17 protein-coding genes and 2 tRNA genes are annotated in these 14,237 nt (G+C 38.2%); 9 read left to right on the forward strand and 10 right to left on the reverse strand.

Going from position 1 to position 14,237, the window contains the following annotated elements; translation table 11 throughout:
• Positions 1-14 precede the first annotated feature (14 nt).
• From purB to mnmA, 3 genes are read right to left on the reverse strand one after another with little or no spacing between them, the layout of a single operon-like run.
• Positions 15-1,385, reverse strand: coding sequence for an adenylosuccinate lyase (gene purB / locus H5115_RS02885; RefSeq protein ID WP_002962710.1), 1,371 nt, complete (start codon positions 1,383-1,385; stop codon positions 15-17).
• Positions 1,386-1,416: 31 nt separating this feature from the next.
• A complete protein-coding gene (hflD, locus tag H5115_RS02890) occupies positions 1,417-2,019 on the reverse strand; it encodes a high frequency lysogenization protein HflD (protein ID WP_024594681.1) in 603 nt (200 codons plus the stop codon).
• On the reverse strand, positions 2,019-3,119 hold the full coding sequence (gene mnmA, locus H5115_RS02895; protein WP_002962705.1) for a tRNA 2-thiouridine(34) synthase MnmA: 1,101 nt from the start codon (positions 3,117-3,119) through the stop codon (positions 2,019-2,021). Before mnmA ends, hflD begins: the two co-directional genes overlap by 1 nt.
• Before the next feature lie 361 nt (positions 3,120-3,480).
• On the opposite strand from mnmA, the gene H5115_RS02900 reads away from it, so the two are divergent.
• On the forward strand, positions 3,481-4,752 hold the full coding sequence (locus H5115_RS02900; RefSeq protein ID WP_182674356.1) for a sensor domain-containing diguanylate cyclase: 1,272 nt from the start codon (positions 3,481-3,483) through the stop codon (positions 4,750-4,752).
• Between the two features lies 1 nt (position 4,753).
• On the opposite strand, the gene H5115_RS02905 is transcribed toward H5115_RS02900, so the two are convergent.
• The 7 genes from H5115_RS02905 to H5115_RS02935 are packed head-to-tail and all read right to left on the reverse strand — an operon-like array spanning position 4,754 to position 7,893.
• Positions 4,754-5,191, reverse strand: a complete 438-nt coding sequence (locus H5115_RS02905; protein WP_182671576.1) for an NUDIX hydrolase — start codon at positions 5,189-5,191, stop codon at positions 4,754-4,756.
• Entirely contained in the window at positions 5,184-5,870 is a 687-nt protein-coding gene (locus H5115_RS02910; RefSeq protein WP_182753557.1) for a pseudouridine synthase, read from the reverse strand. The genes H5115_RS02905 and H5115_RS02910 overlap by 8 nt, the downstream gene beginning before the upstream one ends.
• Complete coding sequence (locus H5115_RS02915) at positions 5,870-6,199, reverse strand: TusE/DsrC/DsvC family sulfur relay protein (RefSeq protein ID WP_002962700.1); 330 nt, start codon at positions 6,197-6,199, stop codon at positions 5,870-5,872. Before H5115_RS02915 ends, H5115_RS02910 begins: the two co-directional genes overlap by 1 nt.
• Before the next feature lie 3 nt (positions 6,200-6,202).
• A complete protein-coding gene (locus H5115_RS02920) occupies positions 6,203-6,469 on the reverse strand; it encodes a DsrH/TusB family sulfur metabolism protein (protein ID WP_008133664.1) in 267 nt (88 codons plus the stop codon).
• Complete coding sequence (locus H5115_RS02925; protein WP_182753558.1) at positions 6,466-6,822, reverse strand: DsrE family protein; 357 nt, start codon at positions 6,820-6,822, stop codon at positions 6,466-6,468. The genes H5115_RS02920 and H5115_RS02925 overlap by 4 nt, the downstream gene beginning before the upstream one ends.
• Positions 6,819-7,172, reverse strand: a complete 354-nt coding sequence (tusD, locus tag H5115_RS02930; protein WP_182671579.1) for a sulfurtransferase complex subunit TusD — start codon at positions 7,170-7,172, stop codon at positions 6,819-6,821. The genes H5115_RS02925 and tusD overlap by 4 nt, the downstream gene beginning before the upstream one ends.
• A gap of 55 nt (positions 7,173-7,227) precedes the next feature.
• On the reverse strand, positions 7,228-7,893 hold the full coding sequence (locus H5115_RS02935; RefSeq protein ID WP_008133668.1) for a Bax inhibitor-1/YccA family protein: 666 nt from the start codon (positions 7,891-7,893) through the stop codon (positions 7,228-7,230).
• A gap of 251 nt (positions 7,894-8,144) precedes the next feature.
• On the opposite strand from H5115_RS02935, the gene H5115_RS02940 reads away from it, so the two are divergent.
• The 8 genes from H5115_RS02940 to nhaC all read left to right on the forward strand — a co-directional run bounded on the left by H5115_RS02940 (position 8,145) and on the right by nhaC (position 14,192).
• A tRNA-Ser gene (locus H5115_RS02940) sits at positions 8,145-8,235 on the forward strand.
• A gap of 81 nt (positions 8,236-8,316) precedes the next feature.
• Positions 8,317-8,407 (forward strand) — tRNA-Ser (locus tag H5115_RS02945).
• Between the two features lie 177 nt (positions 8,408-8,584).
• The gene (locus tag H5115_RS02950) at positions 8,585-8,965 is read left to right on the forward strand and encodes a hypothetical protein (RefSeq protein WP_182671580.1); all 381 of its coding nucleotides are present in this window, start codon (positions 8,585-8,587) and stop codon (positions 8,963-8,965) included.
• A gap of 128 nt (positions 8,966-9,093) precedes the next feature.
• Positions 9,094-9,552: a GAF domain-containing protein gene (locus tag H5115_RS02955; RefSeq protein ID WP_182753559.1), complete on the forward strand. Its 459-nt coding sequence runs from the start codon at positions 9,094-9,096 to the stop codon at positions 9,550-9,552.
• Entirely contained in the window at positions 9,552-9,830 is a 279-nt protein-coding gene (locus tag H5115_RS02960; RefSeq protein ID WP_149592688.1) for a hypothetical protein, read from the forward strand. Before H5115_RS02955 ends, H5115_RS02960 begins: the two co-directional genes overlap by 1 nt.
• 15 nt (positions 9,831-9,845) lie before the next feature.
• Positions 9,846-10,496 carry an RNA chaperone ProQ gene (gene proQ / locus H5115_RS02965; protein WP_002961909.1) on the forward strand — a complete coding sequence of 217 codons (651 nt, stop codon included), beginning with the start codon at positions 9,846-9,848 and terminating at the stop codon, positions 10,494-10,496.
• A gap of 26 nt (positions 10,497-10,522) precedes the next feature.
• Positions 10,523-12,547 carry a carboxy terminal-processing peptidase gene (gene prc, locus H5115_RS02970; RefSeq protein ID WP_182753560.1) on the forward strand — a complete coding sequence of 675 codons (2,025 nt, stop codon included), beginning with the start codon at positions 10,523-10,525 and terminating at the stop codon, positions 12,545-12,547.
• A gap of 181 nt (positions 12,548-12,728) precedes the next feature.
• Complete coding sequence (gene nhaC / locus H5115_RS02975) at positions 12,729-14,192, forward strand: Na+/H+ antiporter NhaC (RefSeq protein ID WP_002961908.1); 1,464 nt, start codon at positions 12,729-12,731, stop codon at positions 14,190-14,192.
• The last annotated feature ends 45 nt before the right edge of the window (positions 14,193-14,237 follow it).

The following is a 14,237-nucleotide window of genomic DNA, read 5'->3' on the forward strand; positions in this document are numbered from 1 at the left end:
GAGTAATTTAGTTTTTAAACTAAGTCATCAATAAACTCAACAGCACGACCAATGTAATTAGCAGGTGTTAGTTTTTTCATTTCTACTTTAGCGTGCTCTGGAAGGTCAAGACCATCGATAAAGTCAGCCATTATTTCTTGATTTACACGTTTACCGCGTGTTAAATCTTTAAGTTTTTCGTATGGCTTTTCAATACCATATTTACGCATAACTGTTTGAATCGGCTCGGCTAGCAATTCCCAGTTTTGATCAAGCTCGTCTGCTAAACGTTGCTCGTTTACTTCAAGCTTGCTCACACCTTTAAGTGTTGATTGGTATGCAATGATCGCATAGCCCATACCTACACCTAAGTTACGTAATACCGTTGAATCGGTAAGATCACGCTGCCAGCGAGAAACTGGTAATTTTTGTGCAAGGTGAGCAAAAATAGCGTTTGCTAAACCTAAGTTACCTTCTGAGTTTTCAAAATCAATTGGGTTAACTTTATGCGGCATTGTAGATGAGCCAATTTCGCCCGCAATTGTTTTTTGCTTAAAGTGATTAAGTGCGATGTAACCCCACATGTCACGGTCAAAATCGAGCAAAATAGTGTTAAAGCGTGCAATTGCGTCAAACAACTCTGCAATATAGTCATGCGGTTCAATTTGTGTAGTAAATGGGTTAAGTGTTAAACCTAAGCTTGATACAAATTTATCTGCGTGAGTATGCCAGTCGTAATCTGGGTATGCGCTAAGGTGAGCGTTGTAGTTACCAACTGCACCGTTAACTTTACCAAGCATTTCTACTTGTGCAATTTGGTCGCGTTGACGCTTTAAACGCATGTATACGTTAGCAAACTCTTTACCCATCGTTGATGGTGTAGCTGGTTGCCCGTGCGTACGAGTCATCATTGGGATTGCTTTGTACTCAATCGCTTTTTCTTTAATTGCGCTTAAAAGTTCATCGCAATAAGGGAGTAAAACCTTGTTACGTGCTTCGCTAAGCATTAAACCATGAGATAGATTGTTAATATCTTCTGAAGTACAAGCAAAGTGAATAAATTCATTGATTGCATGAAGCTCACTGTTATCGGCTACTTTTTCTTTTAATAAGTATTCAACCGCTTTAACATCGTGGTTTGTAGTGCGTTCAATATCTTTAACGCGCTGTGCATCAGCTTCACTGAAGTTATCTACAATAGCGTTAAGTAGTGCATTTGCTTGTTCGCTAAATGCAGGTACTTCTTTTATATCGCTTGCTGCAGCTAACGCTTGCAACCAACGCACTTCAACAATTACGCGGTATTTAATTAAGCCAAATTCGCTGAAAATACTGCGTAGTTCAGTGGTTTTGCTGCCGTAGCGACCATCCACTGGAGAGATAGCCGTTAACGCTGAAAGCTCCATAATAACTCCTAAATTTTAGTTTGAACGATAGTTAAATTTTTGTTTTAGCAATGGCGAGTATTTTTCTTTTTGAAAAGAAAAAGTGACGGCGTTTACCGCCCATTTGTCGCCATAATACTGCACTTCTAACACCGGCTAGTAATAGGGCACGGATTTTATTTTGAGTGAGCTGCTGTTTTAATAACTCGGGTTTACCATAAACCTGTATTCGGTGCCCAAGGGGGCTCAGCACCGACGAGTATATATCTGCTAAACCGGCAACAACGCTCTCGTCGGTAATAGCAAAATGATCTAAACGACGATGAATATCATCAATTCGTTTGCCTAATTCGTTTAAGCTCTTGTCGTTTGCATTTAGTGCACGCTCAAGCTGCATTAAACCACCTACGTACTTTACTATTTCAACATCTTTTTGAGCGCCTGCAGTAAGCTGCGCCATTAATGTTTTATAGCCATCACGTAGGTTATCTGTACCTTGATAAACGTCCTCTGGAGATTCAGGAGATGTTTGAATAATACTTGAAAGTAAGATTTCTAAATCGTGTTCGTTGTTGCTGCCGTATTGGGCAATTTTTTGAACTTGTTTAGCAACCTGGCACATGGCGGCAAGCGCCATGACTTGGTATTCATTCATTACTTAATCACCGAGTCAATAATACCACCACCTAAACACACATCTTCTGCATAAAATACGGCAGATTGACCTGGCGTAACTGCTTTTTGTGGCTCGTCAAATAATACACGAGCCATGCCGTCTTCACCTACAAGTAGGGTACAGCTTAAGTCTTCTTGACGGTAACGTGTTTTAACTGTGCAGCGAGTGGTGCCTTTAGGGCCAACGCGGTCTACCCAATGTAATTGGTTTGCATTAAGACCATTACTGTATAGGCGAGGGTGATCTTTACCTTGACCAACAACAAGTACGTTACGTTCTAAATCTTTATCAACTACGTACCATGGTTCGCCAGAACCTTCCTTCATACCACCAATTAACAAGCCTTTGCGTTGTCCAAGCGTATGGTACATTAAGCCTTCGTGCTCGCCTACGTTGTTACCGTCAGTGTCTTCGATAACGCCAGGTTGAGCTGGTAAGAACTTTTGTAAAAAGTCTTTAAATTTACGCTCACCGATAAAGCAAATTCCGGTGCTGTCTTTTTTATCGTGAGTGATTAGGTCTTGTTCTTCTGCTATGCGGCGTACTTCTGGTTTTTCGATATCACCTACAGGGAATAACGTTTGGCCAATATGTTCATGGCTTAGGGTATATAAGAAGTAGCTTTGATCTTTATTGTTATCAAGTCCGCGACACATTACGTATTTGTCATCGCGAAGTTCACGGCGAACGTAGTGTCCGGTTGCAATAAAGTCAGCACCGAGTGCTTGAGCCGCAAATTCTAAAAAGGCTTTAAATTTAATTTCTTTATTACACATTATATCTGGGTTTGGCGTACGACCAGCTTTGTACTCTGCTAAAAAGTACTCAAATACATTATCCCAATACTCTGCTGCAAAGTTTACTGTGTGAAGTTCAATGCCTAATTTGTCGCACACGGCTTGTGCATCTTTTAAGTCATCAGCGGCGGCACAGTATTCATCATTGTCGTCTTCTTCCCAGTTCTTCATAAACAGGCCTTCTACTTGGTAGCCCTGTTGTTGTAATAAATATGCAGATACAGAAGAATCAACACCGCCGGACATGCCAACAATGACTTTAATGTGACTATTTTCGCTCATGAATAATTTCGCTTATACAGATTGCTGTTAACTTGGAAAGGCCGCGATTATAGCATGTATTTTGTTTTAGCTTAAAGAGCGTAGGGCGGCAAAGGACATAATTTGTCGCTATTTTATTTGTATAACAAATAGCAAACTAGACTTAAACGCATTATCAGGCTTTAACTTTAGTAATATTAAAGTGATCTTTACTAATAAATTAAGACTATAGAATAATTCATGTAGTTATTGAGTTTTATTAATAGTATTTTCTTTCAAAACTACTAGGGTAAATATACACTTAATAAAAATAAAATAGTGGTGGGTATATGGTTGTAAACCACTTTAAAGCCGCTTGAAATATAGTCAATGGAATGAATATATGAATTATGCCTATCAAATAAACAAGATAAATTCTTTAGTCGAGCATTACACACAAAAATCTGATTTTGTGGATAGCGAATTACTTTCTAGCAAGACGACAGAGTTTAAAAAATCAGCCTATCATCTTTTTTATGAGTTAATAAAACTCAAAAACCCTCATATTTACCAAGAGCCAAACCATGTACATGAATTATTTAGCTTAATAAAAGGTTCAACAGTTAAAAAGAAAGTTGAGTTAAAGGTGCTTGAGCATTTAGAGCACTGGTGGCTTGAATGGTATTTCGCCTTAGAAATGGACGAAAAGCTTAGTATAGAAAAAAATGATATGCCAATGAGTTACTTGCCTCAAAGTACACTCAACCCTATGCGCAAACATGAGATAAGCCACTACGCTAGGTTATTTACCGTTTTGCCAATGCCAGTATGTAATGTATGTGCTAAGACGGGCGATATTTTGAAAGTTAATCAACGTTTTGTAGATGTTTTTGGTTATACAGTAGAAGATGTGCCGAATCTTAAATCATGGTGGGAAAAAGCGTATCCAGATCCCCAATACAGAGCACTTGCAAAAGAGCTGTGGCAAGACTCACTTGAAAAGGCACTAAATAACAATAACGACATACCTGCAAATAACTATCGAGTGTCTTGTCGTGATGGTTCGCAAGTGATGATGGAAATTTCAGGGATTGATATAGGTGAAGAGTTTTTAGCTGTTTTTAATGATGCAACAGAGCGTTTAGAAGCAGAGGATATACTTAGGGATATGGCCTTTTTGGATGCATTAACCAAAATTGCAAATAGGCGTCGGTTTGATGAAAAGCTAACGCATGAGTATGAAAGAGCAAAAGAATGCGAAGGCATGCTATCGATGATTATTATCGATATTGACCATTTTAAACAATTTAATGATCGGTATGGGCATGTAGCGGGCGATACGTGTTTATATGACGTGGCTCAAAAAATTGCTTCAACGGTTAGTCGCCCAGAAGATTTTGTGGCGCGCTATGGTGGAGAGGAATTTGTTGTTTTACTTCCACAAACAGATAGGCAAGGAGCGCTGTTTATAGCAGAGCAAATACAAAAGGCTGTAGAAAGCTTAGCTATTGCTCACCAAGATAGCTTTACCGGATTTTTATCAATAAGTATGGGCATTAATACCATTAGCAACTATACAAATAGTAATGAAATCAGCTTTGTTAAAGCCGCTGATAACGCCCTTTATTATGCTAAAAAACAAGGACGTAATTGTATAGCGCTAAGCTCAGAGTAAATCAATTATAAATAGTTTCTAAGCTTAACGGTGGTCGATTCAAGCTGTCGTTAATGCACTTGAGCACTAAAGGGCTTCTAAGAGGTAATGATTTTATTTGCTCTAATGTATGCCAGCTAGCGCTGATGATGTCGGAATCCATTGGTGTTGGTGCTTTTATATTATTAGGCGCTTCAAATAAAAAACAGAACCGTAAATAGTGCACTGCGTTATCAGCATGCAAATTATACACACCTAAAAAGCCAATAGGCTCAAGCGCTAAGCCGGTTTCTTCAAGTAGCTCTCTGCTTGCAGCTTGTGCAAGCGTCTCATTTTTCTCTAAATGACCCGCAGGTTGATTGTAACAAATTTGCTTTGTAAATTTATCGCGCTCTTTTACAAGTAAAAACTCATTTTGCTTTTTTACTATTGCTGCAACCGTAACATGCGGTTTATGCATCAACTACGCCCTTAATTACTTTGTATTCACCACAATTAATATCATCCAACGTATAGTTGCCAATACTGTAGCGAATAAGGCGAAGTGTAGGGTGGCCAATATGCGCGGTCATTCGACGAACTTGTCTATTTTTACCTTCATTAATGGTAATACTTAGCCAAGTAGTGGGGATTGCTTTTCGTTCACGTACAGGTGGATTACGAGCCCAAATTGTTGGTTCATCAATTATTTTAACGTTAGCGGGGAGTGTAAGCCCGTCTTTAAGTTCTACGCCATTACATAAATCATTAATTGATTCACTCGTTGGTTCACCCTCAACTTGTGCCCAGTAGGTTTTATTCGTTTTTTTATCAGGAGCAGTTAAGGAGTTTTGTAATTTTCCACAGTTTGTTAAAAGCAATAAACCTTCACTGTCTCTGTCTAACCTTCCTGCTGCGTAAACTTCTTTAATAGGAATAAATTCAGCAAGCGTTTTTCTGTCTGCGTCATCTGTAAATTGGCATAGCACATCAAACGGCTTGTTAAATAACACAATTTTTCTGTCTTTAGATGCTATTTGCGGCTTTATTTCTCTTTTACCAGATGGCGTTTTGTTAAGTGCACTGCGTGAATAAGTACGCCCAGTACTTCTTTTTGGCTTGGCTTGTGTTGCATGATTATTGCCTGATTTAGATCTCATTATATGCACCTAGCTGGTTTTGGTAATCCAGCTATTTTTGTTGCTTGCTTGGCTGGGCCTTTAGGAAATAATTTATATAAATAAAGGCTATTTCCTTTATCTTCACCGAGTGCTTTAGCCATTGCTTTTACAAGCATTCTAATTGCTGGACTGGTGTTATATTCAATGTAAAAATCACGAACAAAGTTAATAACTTCCCAGTGCTGCTCACTAAGTGTGATGTTTTCTTGAGTAGCAATTATAGGCGCCAGCTCCTTTGACCATAAAGTATGGTCGAGCAAGTAGCCTTGTTTGTCGGTTTCAATCTGTTGGTTGTTAAATTCAAGCATGAGTTACCACGTAATTGATTGGTTAGTTGATAAAGTGAGTGCCACAAAGTCTTCATAGCTAATTGCTTTATCGTTATCTGCTAATTTTATTGCACGTACTTGCGCGTCTTGTTCAAGTATTAACAGTGTATCTGCAAATTGTCTAAATTGTTTTTTTGCAAAGCAGGCATCACCAACAAGTAGTACCTTATCGCCTGATAAAATTAAATTCTCAAGCTGATTTGCCGAGTAATAGTTAAGCGGCTTTGAAAAAATATGTAACGTACTCATAGATTCACCACATGTTGCTGCGCTTTAATTAGTGTTTGTTGTTGACTAAAGTTAAGAGCTTTTGCCTCTATAAGTAAATCATGTTTATTTAAACCATAATCAAGCAATGATTTTTCACACACGAAAATATTTTCAACATCATAAATTTCGAGCGTTTTAATATTTTTAAAAAAGTCTTTTAAGCCAATAATGTTTGGTTGCTGATGCTTTTTTAAAGCCAAAACGGCGGGGCCGCTAAACAACCAACTTACATTTTGGTCAACAGCAGCAAATATCAATGTCATATCTAGTGCATCACGAATATTTAAATCGTCAAATGGGCTGCACTGACTCATTACTAATACGTTTATCATTTAAATTGCACCCATTTATCTGCGTCGCTTGCAAGCATTGCAAATTCAGCTAACCCTGCGACTTTAAATACACCTGTGTTTTTAATATCCAACCCGCGCTTTTGAGCTGCGGTAACACACAGCATTAAATTTAGTTCTTGATCAGCGAGTTGCTGCCAAAGTGCTGAAATTTGAAGTTCGTCTGAGGATAAATCAAAGTGGGTAGATGCATGATAAATACCTTGCTGGTATAAAAAAATAGCATCAATGGTGTGCCCTTGGGCTAAACATGCATTCGCAAATTTAACTATGCGTTGCGTGGTATCGTGATCGGATGGTGGTGTATGTAATGAAAGAACAAAGCGTGCCAAAACAATTCCAATAAAAAAGCCCCAATAAAGGGGCTATTTTAACAGAACTATTTAATTAGTCATCACTTGCGCCAAGTAGAGCAAGCAAAGAAGTAAATAAGTTATATACGCTTAGGTATAAAGACACTGTTGCACGAATGTAGTTAGTTTCACCACCGTTTATGATTCGGCTTGTATCAAATAAAATCAAACCAGACATAATCAGTACAACTGCTGCATTAAGCACCATAAACATCAATGAACTGCCAATAAAAATATTAACGATACTTGCTACAATCACAACGATTAAGCCAACAGTTAAAAAGCCACCCATGAATGAGAAGTCTTTTTTAGTGTTTAGTGCATAAGCAGATAAACCAAAAAAGATAAGCGCTGTAGAACCTAAGGCTTGCATAATAAGCATTGGGCCATTTGGTAATGCAGCATAATGGTTAAGCAATGGACCTAAGCCAGCCCCCATTAAACCTGTGAAAGCAAACACCCAAAATACACCAGATGCTGTATCTGCTTTTTTATTTACAACAAATAATAAACCGAACGAAACGAGTGTAAACACAATTCCCATAAAGTAAGGTAATTGTAGTGCCATTGAAATACCGGCTGTAACTGCACTAAATGCAAGTGTCATAGCTAGTAAAAAGTAGGTGTTTTTAAGTACCTTGTTTGTTTCAATGGTAGACATTACCGGTTTCGCGGTATTGTACGATTGATTAAACGCCATTGTAGAGCTCCTTTAAGTGAAACGTGTGTGTTTCGATAATTTAACTAAAATTAGATTACCAACTCTTATATGTTTGGGCAAACCTTTGTAGATCAATAGAGTTAAATATTTAAATAAAAGTATATTGACGGCTAAATTAAAAACATTTTGTTTTAACTTTAAACAAATTAATTGTTTTTTAAGCACTTAAACAATTAATTTAAAAAAAAGCTTCACAAAAGGGATGGGTTTCCCTATTATGCAGGCCGTGCGGAGAGATGGCAGAGTGGTCGAATGCACCGGTCTTGAAAACCGGCATGGGTTTATAGCCCATCTAGGGTTCAAATCCCTATCTCTCCACCACTTATTAATTAGTGTGTGGTAATTTATTTATCATTCATTTAAAAGTTATTAGTACACTCTTACTTTTAACTTAGCAGTATCGGAGAGATGGCAGAGTGGTCGAATGCACCGGTCTTGAAAACCGGCATGGGTTTATAGCCCATCTAGGGTTCAAATCCCTATCTCTCCACCATATAACAAAATAGCCCGCTAATTTAGCGGGCTTTTTTGTGCCTGTAAAATAAATAAGTGCAAATAGAAATTGTGCGTTTTGTCATCATAAATTACGACCATAGTCTCTGTTTCTAACCTTTAGATCTTGGTGCATGCTTTATACACAGAATTTAGATTTGTGTATTAAGGATTTTAAATGAAACATCAGCTAGCAAAAAGCGTAGGGCTTTCGTTATTATCGCCTATTATTGTAGGTAGTTTACTTGGTGTTTATTACTCTCTTACGCTTGAAGGCGAGTTTGTATCAATATTTCTTACCTTATTAATGACCGCCATATCAAATGCACACATAGTAGGCTTAACAATGGCTGCTTTTGTTGTGCCAGGGTATTTACTCATGTTTAAGTATTCTAAAGTTAATTATTCAGGGGTATTAACTCTTGGATTACTAGGCGGAGCGATATTTAGTTACTTATTAAGTGCCACAACTGGCGAGATATTTTTGATCAATAGTGTAATGTCAGCATTCGCTGCTGGGCTGTTTTTGTTTGGTCTTCGTAAAACAGCAAAAAAATAATCGCAGCATTATTAACCAAGCACACTGATAAACGGTGCGATTTCCTTTTTTTTACCTCCAAAAGGTTCCAATTTTTCACGACAAAGAGTACCTTTAGCTACTGTATGTTTAATAAGAAGTAGTTTGGTATGCAAAAGCACGATTTTTACCAGTCATTAGTTAAGCAAACGCAATCGCTGATAGCTGGTGAATCTAATGTAATTGCCAATATGGCAAATATAAGCGCGCTGTTATTTACCTCTTTAGAAGATGTAAATTGGGCGGGTTTTTACTTTATGGATTCTCCTACTGAATTAGTACTTGGCCCGTTTCAAGGCAACCCTGCATGCATCCGTATTCCAGTTGGAAAAGGGGTATGTGGAACTGCCGCTGCAAACGCAGAGACACAACTAATTGAAGATGTTCACGCTTTTGACGGGCATATAGCCTGCGATGCAGCGTCTAACTCTGAAGTGGTTGTACCTATCATGAAACATGGTAAAGTATTTGCAGTTTTAGACATTGATAGTCCAAGTATTGGCCGATTTGATGCTGACGATAAAGTGGGTCTAGAAGCATTAGTAAAATGCTTAGAGGCGAGCTTGTAATGAAAGATTTGCTAAATGTTCAAGACTACCTATTTGCTGTACAAGATGTCGGTGACTGGGAAGGCGATGAAGAACATGTAGCGGAAACGCTCAATGATTTGATTCATATTGCATGGGATCGTCTTCCAGATGATTCAGAATGTGAATTTATTGATGAAACAATTAATGGTATTTGGGAACACCTTCGAGGTGATATGGCTGTTATAGAAGCCGATTTCGAAGAGTTGGTCGACTGGGTAATACACTACGTCGATTCGTCCCTTGATGAAAAGATGTGAAAAATAGGTTCTAAAATGGAAACCACAAACAAGCTAAAAGATATTAATGAAGTGTTGGAATTTTTATATCAAGAATTTCCACAATGTTTTAAACAAAAAGATGGCATCAAGCCGCTTAAAGTCGGTATTTTTAAAGATATTGCTGAGCGTATTGAAGGGTCTGAAAAAGTAAGTAAGACTCAAGTTCGTCAAGCGCTTAGAAAATACACGTCTAACTGGCGTTATTTAGAAGCTGTGACTAAGTCAGAGTTTCGTATTGATCTTGATGGCAATCAAGGTGAAAAAGTTGAGCAAGAGCATATCGACCATGCGCAAAAAGCATTGGAAGAAAGCCGCGCTAAAATGGCTAAACGCAAAAAACAACAGCGTCCTCGCCAAGATTCTGATTCTAAATCTTTCAAGAAAAAACCAGCTCATGCTAGCAAACCAGGCGATAAAAACGCTCCTGCAGCTAACAAACCTGCTAAAGCAGCGCCGGCTAAGCGTTCAGGAAAAATTGAACCTTTGCCAGCAACTGAGGTCAAGGTTAATAATAAGGTTAAGGTTAAACTTGGCCAAGCACTTGTAAATGCAGTAATAACTGAAGTGAACAAAGATGATGTTCATGTTGAGTTAGTAACAGGTATGCAAGTTAAAACCAAAGCTGACAGCTTATACATTGTTTAAGTTGTAAATAAATTAAGGAGTTGTGTATGAGTAAAAAGTTTACGCTCATTCCGTTAGTTGCTGCCCTGTTTTCAGGTTCATTATTTGCTGCTGTAGAAGCCGTCACTATTGACGATTTACCTCAGCTCAAGCAAGAGAGTCAACATGGTACTGCTAGCAAACGAGTGGCTAGCTTATTTGCTCGTTCACACTATACACCGGTTCGATTTAACGATGAGCTTTCTAGTAAAGTGTACGATCGTTATATCGAATCCCTTGATTTTAATAAAAGCGTTTTCTTAGCCAGCGATATCGCCTCATTTGAGCAATATCGTGATGACTTTGATAACGCTATTACTACCGGTAAATTAGACTTTACGTTTGATATTTTTAACTTAAGTCTTAAACGCCGTTTTGAACGTTACGAGTATTCACTTACTCTGCTTGAAAAAGAGATGACGTTTGATAAAGAAGATGAATACTTTTTTGACCGTGTAGATTCAGCATGGCCTGCGTCACAAGCTGAGCTTGATGAAATTTGGCGTGAGCGTGTAAAGTACGACGCACTGCGTTTGAAAATGACGGGTAAAGATTGGGAAGGCATTAAAGAGGTGCTGACCAAACGCTACAAAAATGCAGAAAAACGTTTAGTACAATCAAATTCAGAAGATGCTTTTCAAATTGTTATGAATTCGCTAGCACGCAGCATTGAGGCGCATACGTCTTATTTATCGCCACGTCGTGCAGAGCAATTCAAAATGGATATGGACTTAGAGCTTGAGGGCATTGGTGCCGTATTAAGCCCTGATGAAGATTACACTGTTATTCGCAGCTTAGTGCCGGGAGGCCCTGCAGATAAAACAGATCAAATTAAAGCTGATGATCGCATTATTGGTGTTGCTCAAGATGGCGAAGAGTTTGTAGATGTAATTGGCTGGCGTTTAGATGACGTAGTTGATTTAATTAAAGGTCCTAAAGGGACTAAAGTACGTTTACAGTATTTAAAAGGTGTTGATGCTCACGGCGCTCCGAAAGTTGTAGAAATCACTCGCGATAAAATTCGACTTGAAGATAGAGCGGCTAAATCAGAAGTATTTGAAGCAAAATATTCTGATTTAACAAGTAAAATTGGGGTGATTGAAATTCCTGGCTTTTACAATAATCTTTCGAAAGATGTAAAAGTAGAACTTGCTAAGCTTAAAGAAGAAAAGGTTGATGGTATTATTATCGACTTGCGCCAAAATGGTGGTGGTTCATTATATGAAGCAACACAATTGTCAGGTTTATTTTTTGACCAAGGCCCAGTTGTTCAAATTCATACCTTAAATAACCGTATAGAAGAGCAAAAAGATCGTGATGGTATAACTTACTATGACGGCCCTTTAACTGTGTTAGTTGATCGTTACAGTGCATCTGCTTCTGAAATATTCGCAGCAGCAATGCAAGATTACGGTCGCGCTGTAATTATTGGTGAGCAAACATTTGGTAAGGGTACTGTACAGCAGCACAAAGGCTTAGGCCGTGCTTATGACCTATACGATAATGCGCTAGGCAGTGTACAGTATACTATTGCTAAGTTTTATCGTATTAACGGTGGTAGCACGCAACATAAAGGTGTTATCCCTGATATTTCGTTTCCATCAGCAATTGATCCTGCACAGTGGGGCGAAAGTAAGCAAGATAATGCACTTCCTTGGGACAGCATTGTTAAAGCGAAATATAAAAAACTAGGTAATCTAACACCTATTATTACGTACCTTGAAAAACAACACGAAGTACGAATTAAATCAGAGCCAGAATTTGGTTATGTATTTAATGACATTACCTTATACAACGAAGAGAAAGACCGTAAAACTATCTCTTTAGTTGAAGCAGACCGTATTAAAGAAAAAGATGAAGGTGAAGCACGTGCACTTGTACGTACTAACGAACGTCTTAAGCGTTTAGGTAAAGATCCGGTAGAAAACTTAGACGATATACCAGAAGTAATCGAAGAGCTTGACCCATTTTTGGAAGAGGCTGCATTAATTACTCAAGATTATATTAATTATGGTCGTATAGCTAAAAAGTAATAACTGGTTTTACCTCTGTAAAAAAGGCGCATTGGCGCCTTTTTTACTACCTAAAATTTACTAAATTGTTATAATCTTCGATAACATAAAGTTGAGCTGGATTAATGACGCTCAATTAATGCGCTTTACGTGCTAAAAATAATAATTAAACACACAGCAAGTGTGTGTAGGAGTCTCTATTTTGAAGCCATTGGAAGATAAACCAATCAAACCTGCCTCGTTTTTTGATGCATTAATTCCTATCTCTGTATTAATCTGTTTACTTGGCGCGGCTGTATACTTATTCGGTGACAACTCTTCATCCGGTCCTAACCAAATAGCACTTTTATTTGCCACTTTTGCAGCGGCTTTAATTGGTCTTAAAAACGGTTACACATGGAAAAAATTAGAACAAGCTATGATCGAAGGCATAACGCTTTCACTTGGTGCTATTTTAATTTTACTTATGGTAGGTGCATTAATTGGTACTTGGCTACTTTCTGGGACTGTACCAACTTTAATTTATTATGGCTTACAAGTTATAAATCCAAGTTGGTTTTATGCAGCGAGTTGTTTAATTTGTGGCATTGTAGCAATGAGTATTGGTAGTTCTTGGACCACGGCTGCTACGATAGGTGTTGCTTTATTAGGTGTTGCTACGGGTCTTGGACTTGAGCAAACAGTAACCGCAGGTGCAGTTATATCTGGTGCATACTTTGGTGATAAGCTAAGCCCGCTGTCAGAAACAACCAATCTGGCACCAGCAGTTGTTGGCGCTGATTTGTTTGAGCATATTCAACATATGCTGTGGACGACAGTACCAAGTTTTGTAATTGCACTGATTATATTTATATTCATGGGGTTTAATGCAACAGCTTCAAGCGAAGCAGGGCGCATTGATGAAATAACGGCTATTTTACAGCAAAACTTTAATATTGGTTTTGAAATGCTGATCCCGTTAATCGTACTGTTAGTTTTAGCTATTAAAAAAATGCCAGCATTTCCTGCTATCTCAATTGGTGCTGTTGTGGGCGCTGTTTGGGCTATGTTGTTTCAGTCTGATCTAATTGCTAGCCAAATTGATGTTTCTCAAGGACAGCTAGTTGGCTACTTTAAACTTGTTTGGACTACTTTCTTTGATGGTTTTAGCATAAGTACCGGCGATGATAAGATGGATTCGTTACTCAGCGGTGGCGGTATGGCCGGTATGCTTACAACTACATGGCTGATTATGACTGCACTGATGTTTGGTGCCATTATGGAAAAAACAGGCCTTTTGGATATTTTCGTAAAAAGCATACTTAAAATAGCTAAAAGCACGGGGTCGTTAATTGCGGCGACAATAGCTACGTGTATAGGAACTAACGTAATAGCGGCCGATCAATATATAGCGATTGTTGTACCTGGACGTATGTTTAAAGATGAATACGAAAAACGTGGTTTGAAGCCTGTTAACTTATCTCGTACATTGGAAGATGGCGGTACAATTACTAGCCCACTAATTCCATGGAATACGTGTGGCGCATACATGCAAAGCGTTTTACTTATAAACCCTTTTGATTATGCACTCTACGCTTTCTTTAACTTAATTAACCCTGTTTTAGCGGTTGTTTATGCCTACTTAGGCATTAAAATTTTACGTATTAAGCCAAAACAATCTGCCTAATTTTAAGCAGCTCCTTTTAACTTAAAAGGAGCTGCTTTGGAGTAT

The sequence above is a fragment of the Pseudoalteromonas sp. SR44-2 genome (assembly GCF_014163745.1).
In the GTDB taxonomy this organism is placed as follows: domain Bacteria; phylum Pseudomonadota; class Gammaproteobacteria; order Enterobacterales; family Alteromonadaceae; genus Pseudoalteromonas; species Pseudoalteromonas distincta.

Bases quoted from the DNA above. Each gene is read 5' to 3' on its own strand.
- H5115_RS02905 (WP_182671576.1), bottom strand. From the start codon at position 5,191: ATGCATAAACCGCATGTTACGGTTGCAGCAATAGTAAAAAAGCAAAAT.
- H5115_RS02920 (WP_008133664.1), bottom strand. From the start codon at position 6,469: ATGAGTACGTTACATATTTTTTCAAAGCCGCTTAACTATTACTCGGCA.
- H5115_RS02900 (WP_182674356.1), top strand. From the start codon at position 3,481: ATGAATTATGCCTATCAAATAAACAAGATAAATTCTTTAGTCGAGCAT.
- H5115_RS02960 (WP_149592688.1), top strand. From the start codon at position 9,552: ATGAAAGATTTGCTAAATGTTCAAGACTACCTATTTGCTGTACAAGAT.
- H5115_RS02915 (WP_002962700.1), bottom strand. From the start codon at position 6,199: ATGCTTGAATTTAACAACCAACAGATTGAAACCGACAAACAAGGCTAC.
- H5115_RS02910 (WP_182753557.1), bottom strand. From the start codon at position 5,870: ATGAGATCTAAATCAGGCAATAATCATGCAACACAAGCCAAGCCAAAA.
- H5115_RS02955 (WP_182753559.1), top strand. From the start codon at position 9,094: ATGCAAAAGCACGATTTTTACCAGTCATTAGTTAAGCAAACGCAATCG.
- purB (WP_002962710.1), bottom strand. From the start codon at position 1,385: ATGGAGCTTTCAGCGTTAACGGCTATCTCTCCAGTGGATGGTCGCTAC.
- proQ (WP_002961909.1), top strand. From the start codon at position 9,846: ATGGAAACCACAAACAAGCTAAAAGATATTAATGAAGTGTTGGAATTT.
- mnmA (WP_002962705.1), bottom strand. From the start codon at position 3,119: ATGAGCGAAAATAGTCACATTAAAGTCATTGTTGGCATGTCCGGCGGT.
- prc (WP_182753560.1), top strand. From the start codon at position 10,523: ATGAGTAAAAAGTTTACGCTCATTCCGTTAGTTGCTGCCCTGTTTTCA.
- H5115_RS02925 (WP_182753558.1), bottom strand. From the start codon at position 6,822: ATGATAAACGTATTAGTAATGAGTCAGTGCAGCCCATTTGACGATTTA.
- hflD (WP_024594681.1), bottom strand. From the start codon at position 2,019: ATGAATGAATACCAAGTCATGGCGCTTGCCGCCATGTGCCAGGTTGCT.
- H5115_RS02950 (WP_182671580.1), top strand. From the start codon at position 8,585: ATGAAACATCAGCTAGCAAAAAGCGTAGGGCTTTCGTTATTATCGCCT.
- H5115_RS02935 (WP_008133668.1), bottom strand. From the start codon at position 7,893: ATGGCGTTTAATCAATCGTACAATACCGCGAAACCGGTAATGTCTACC.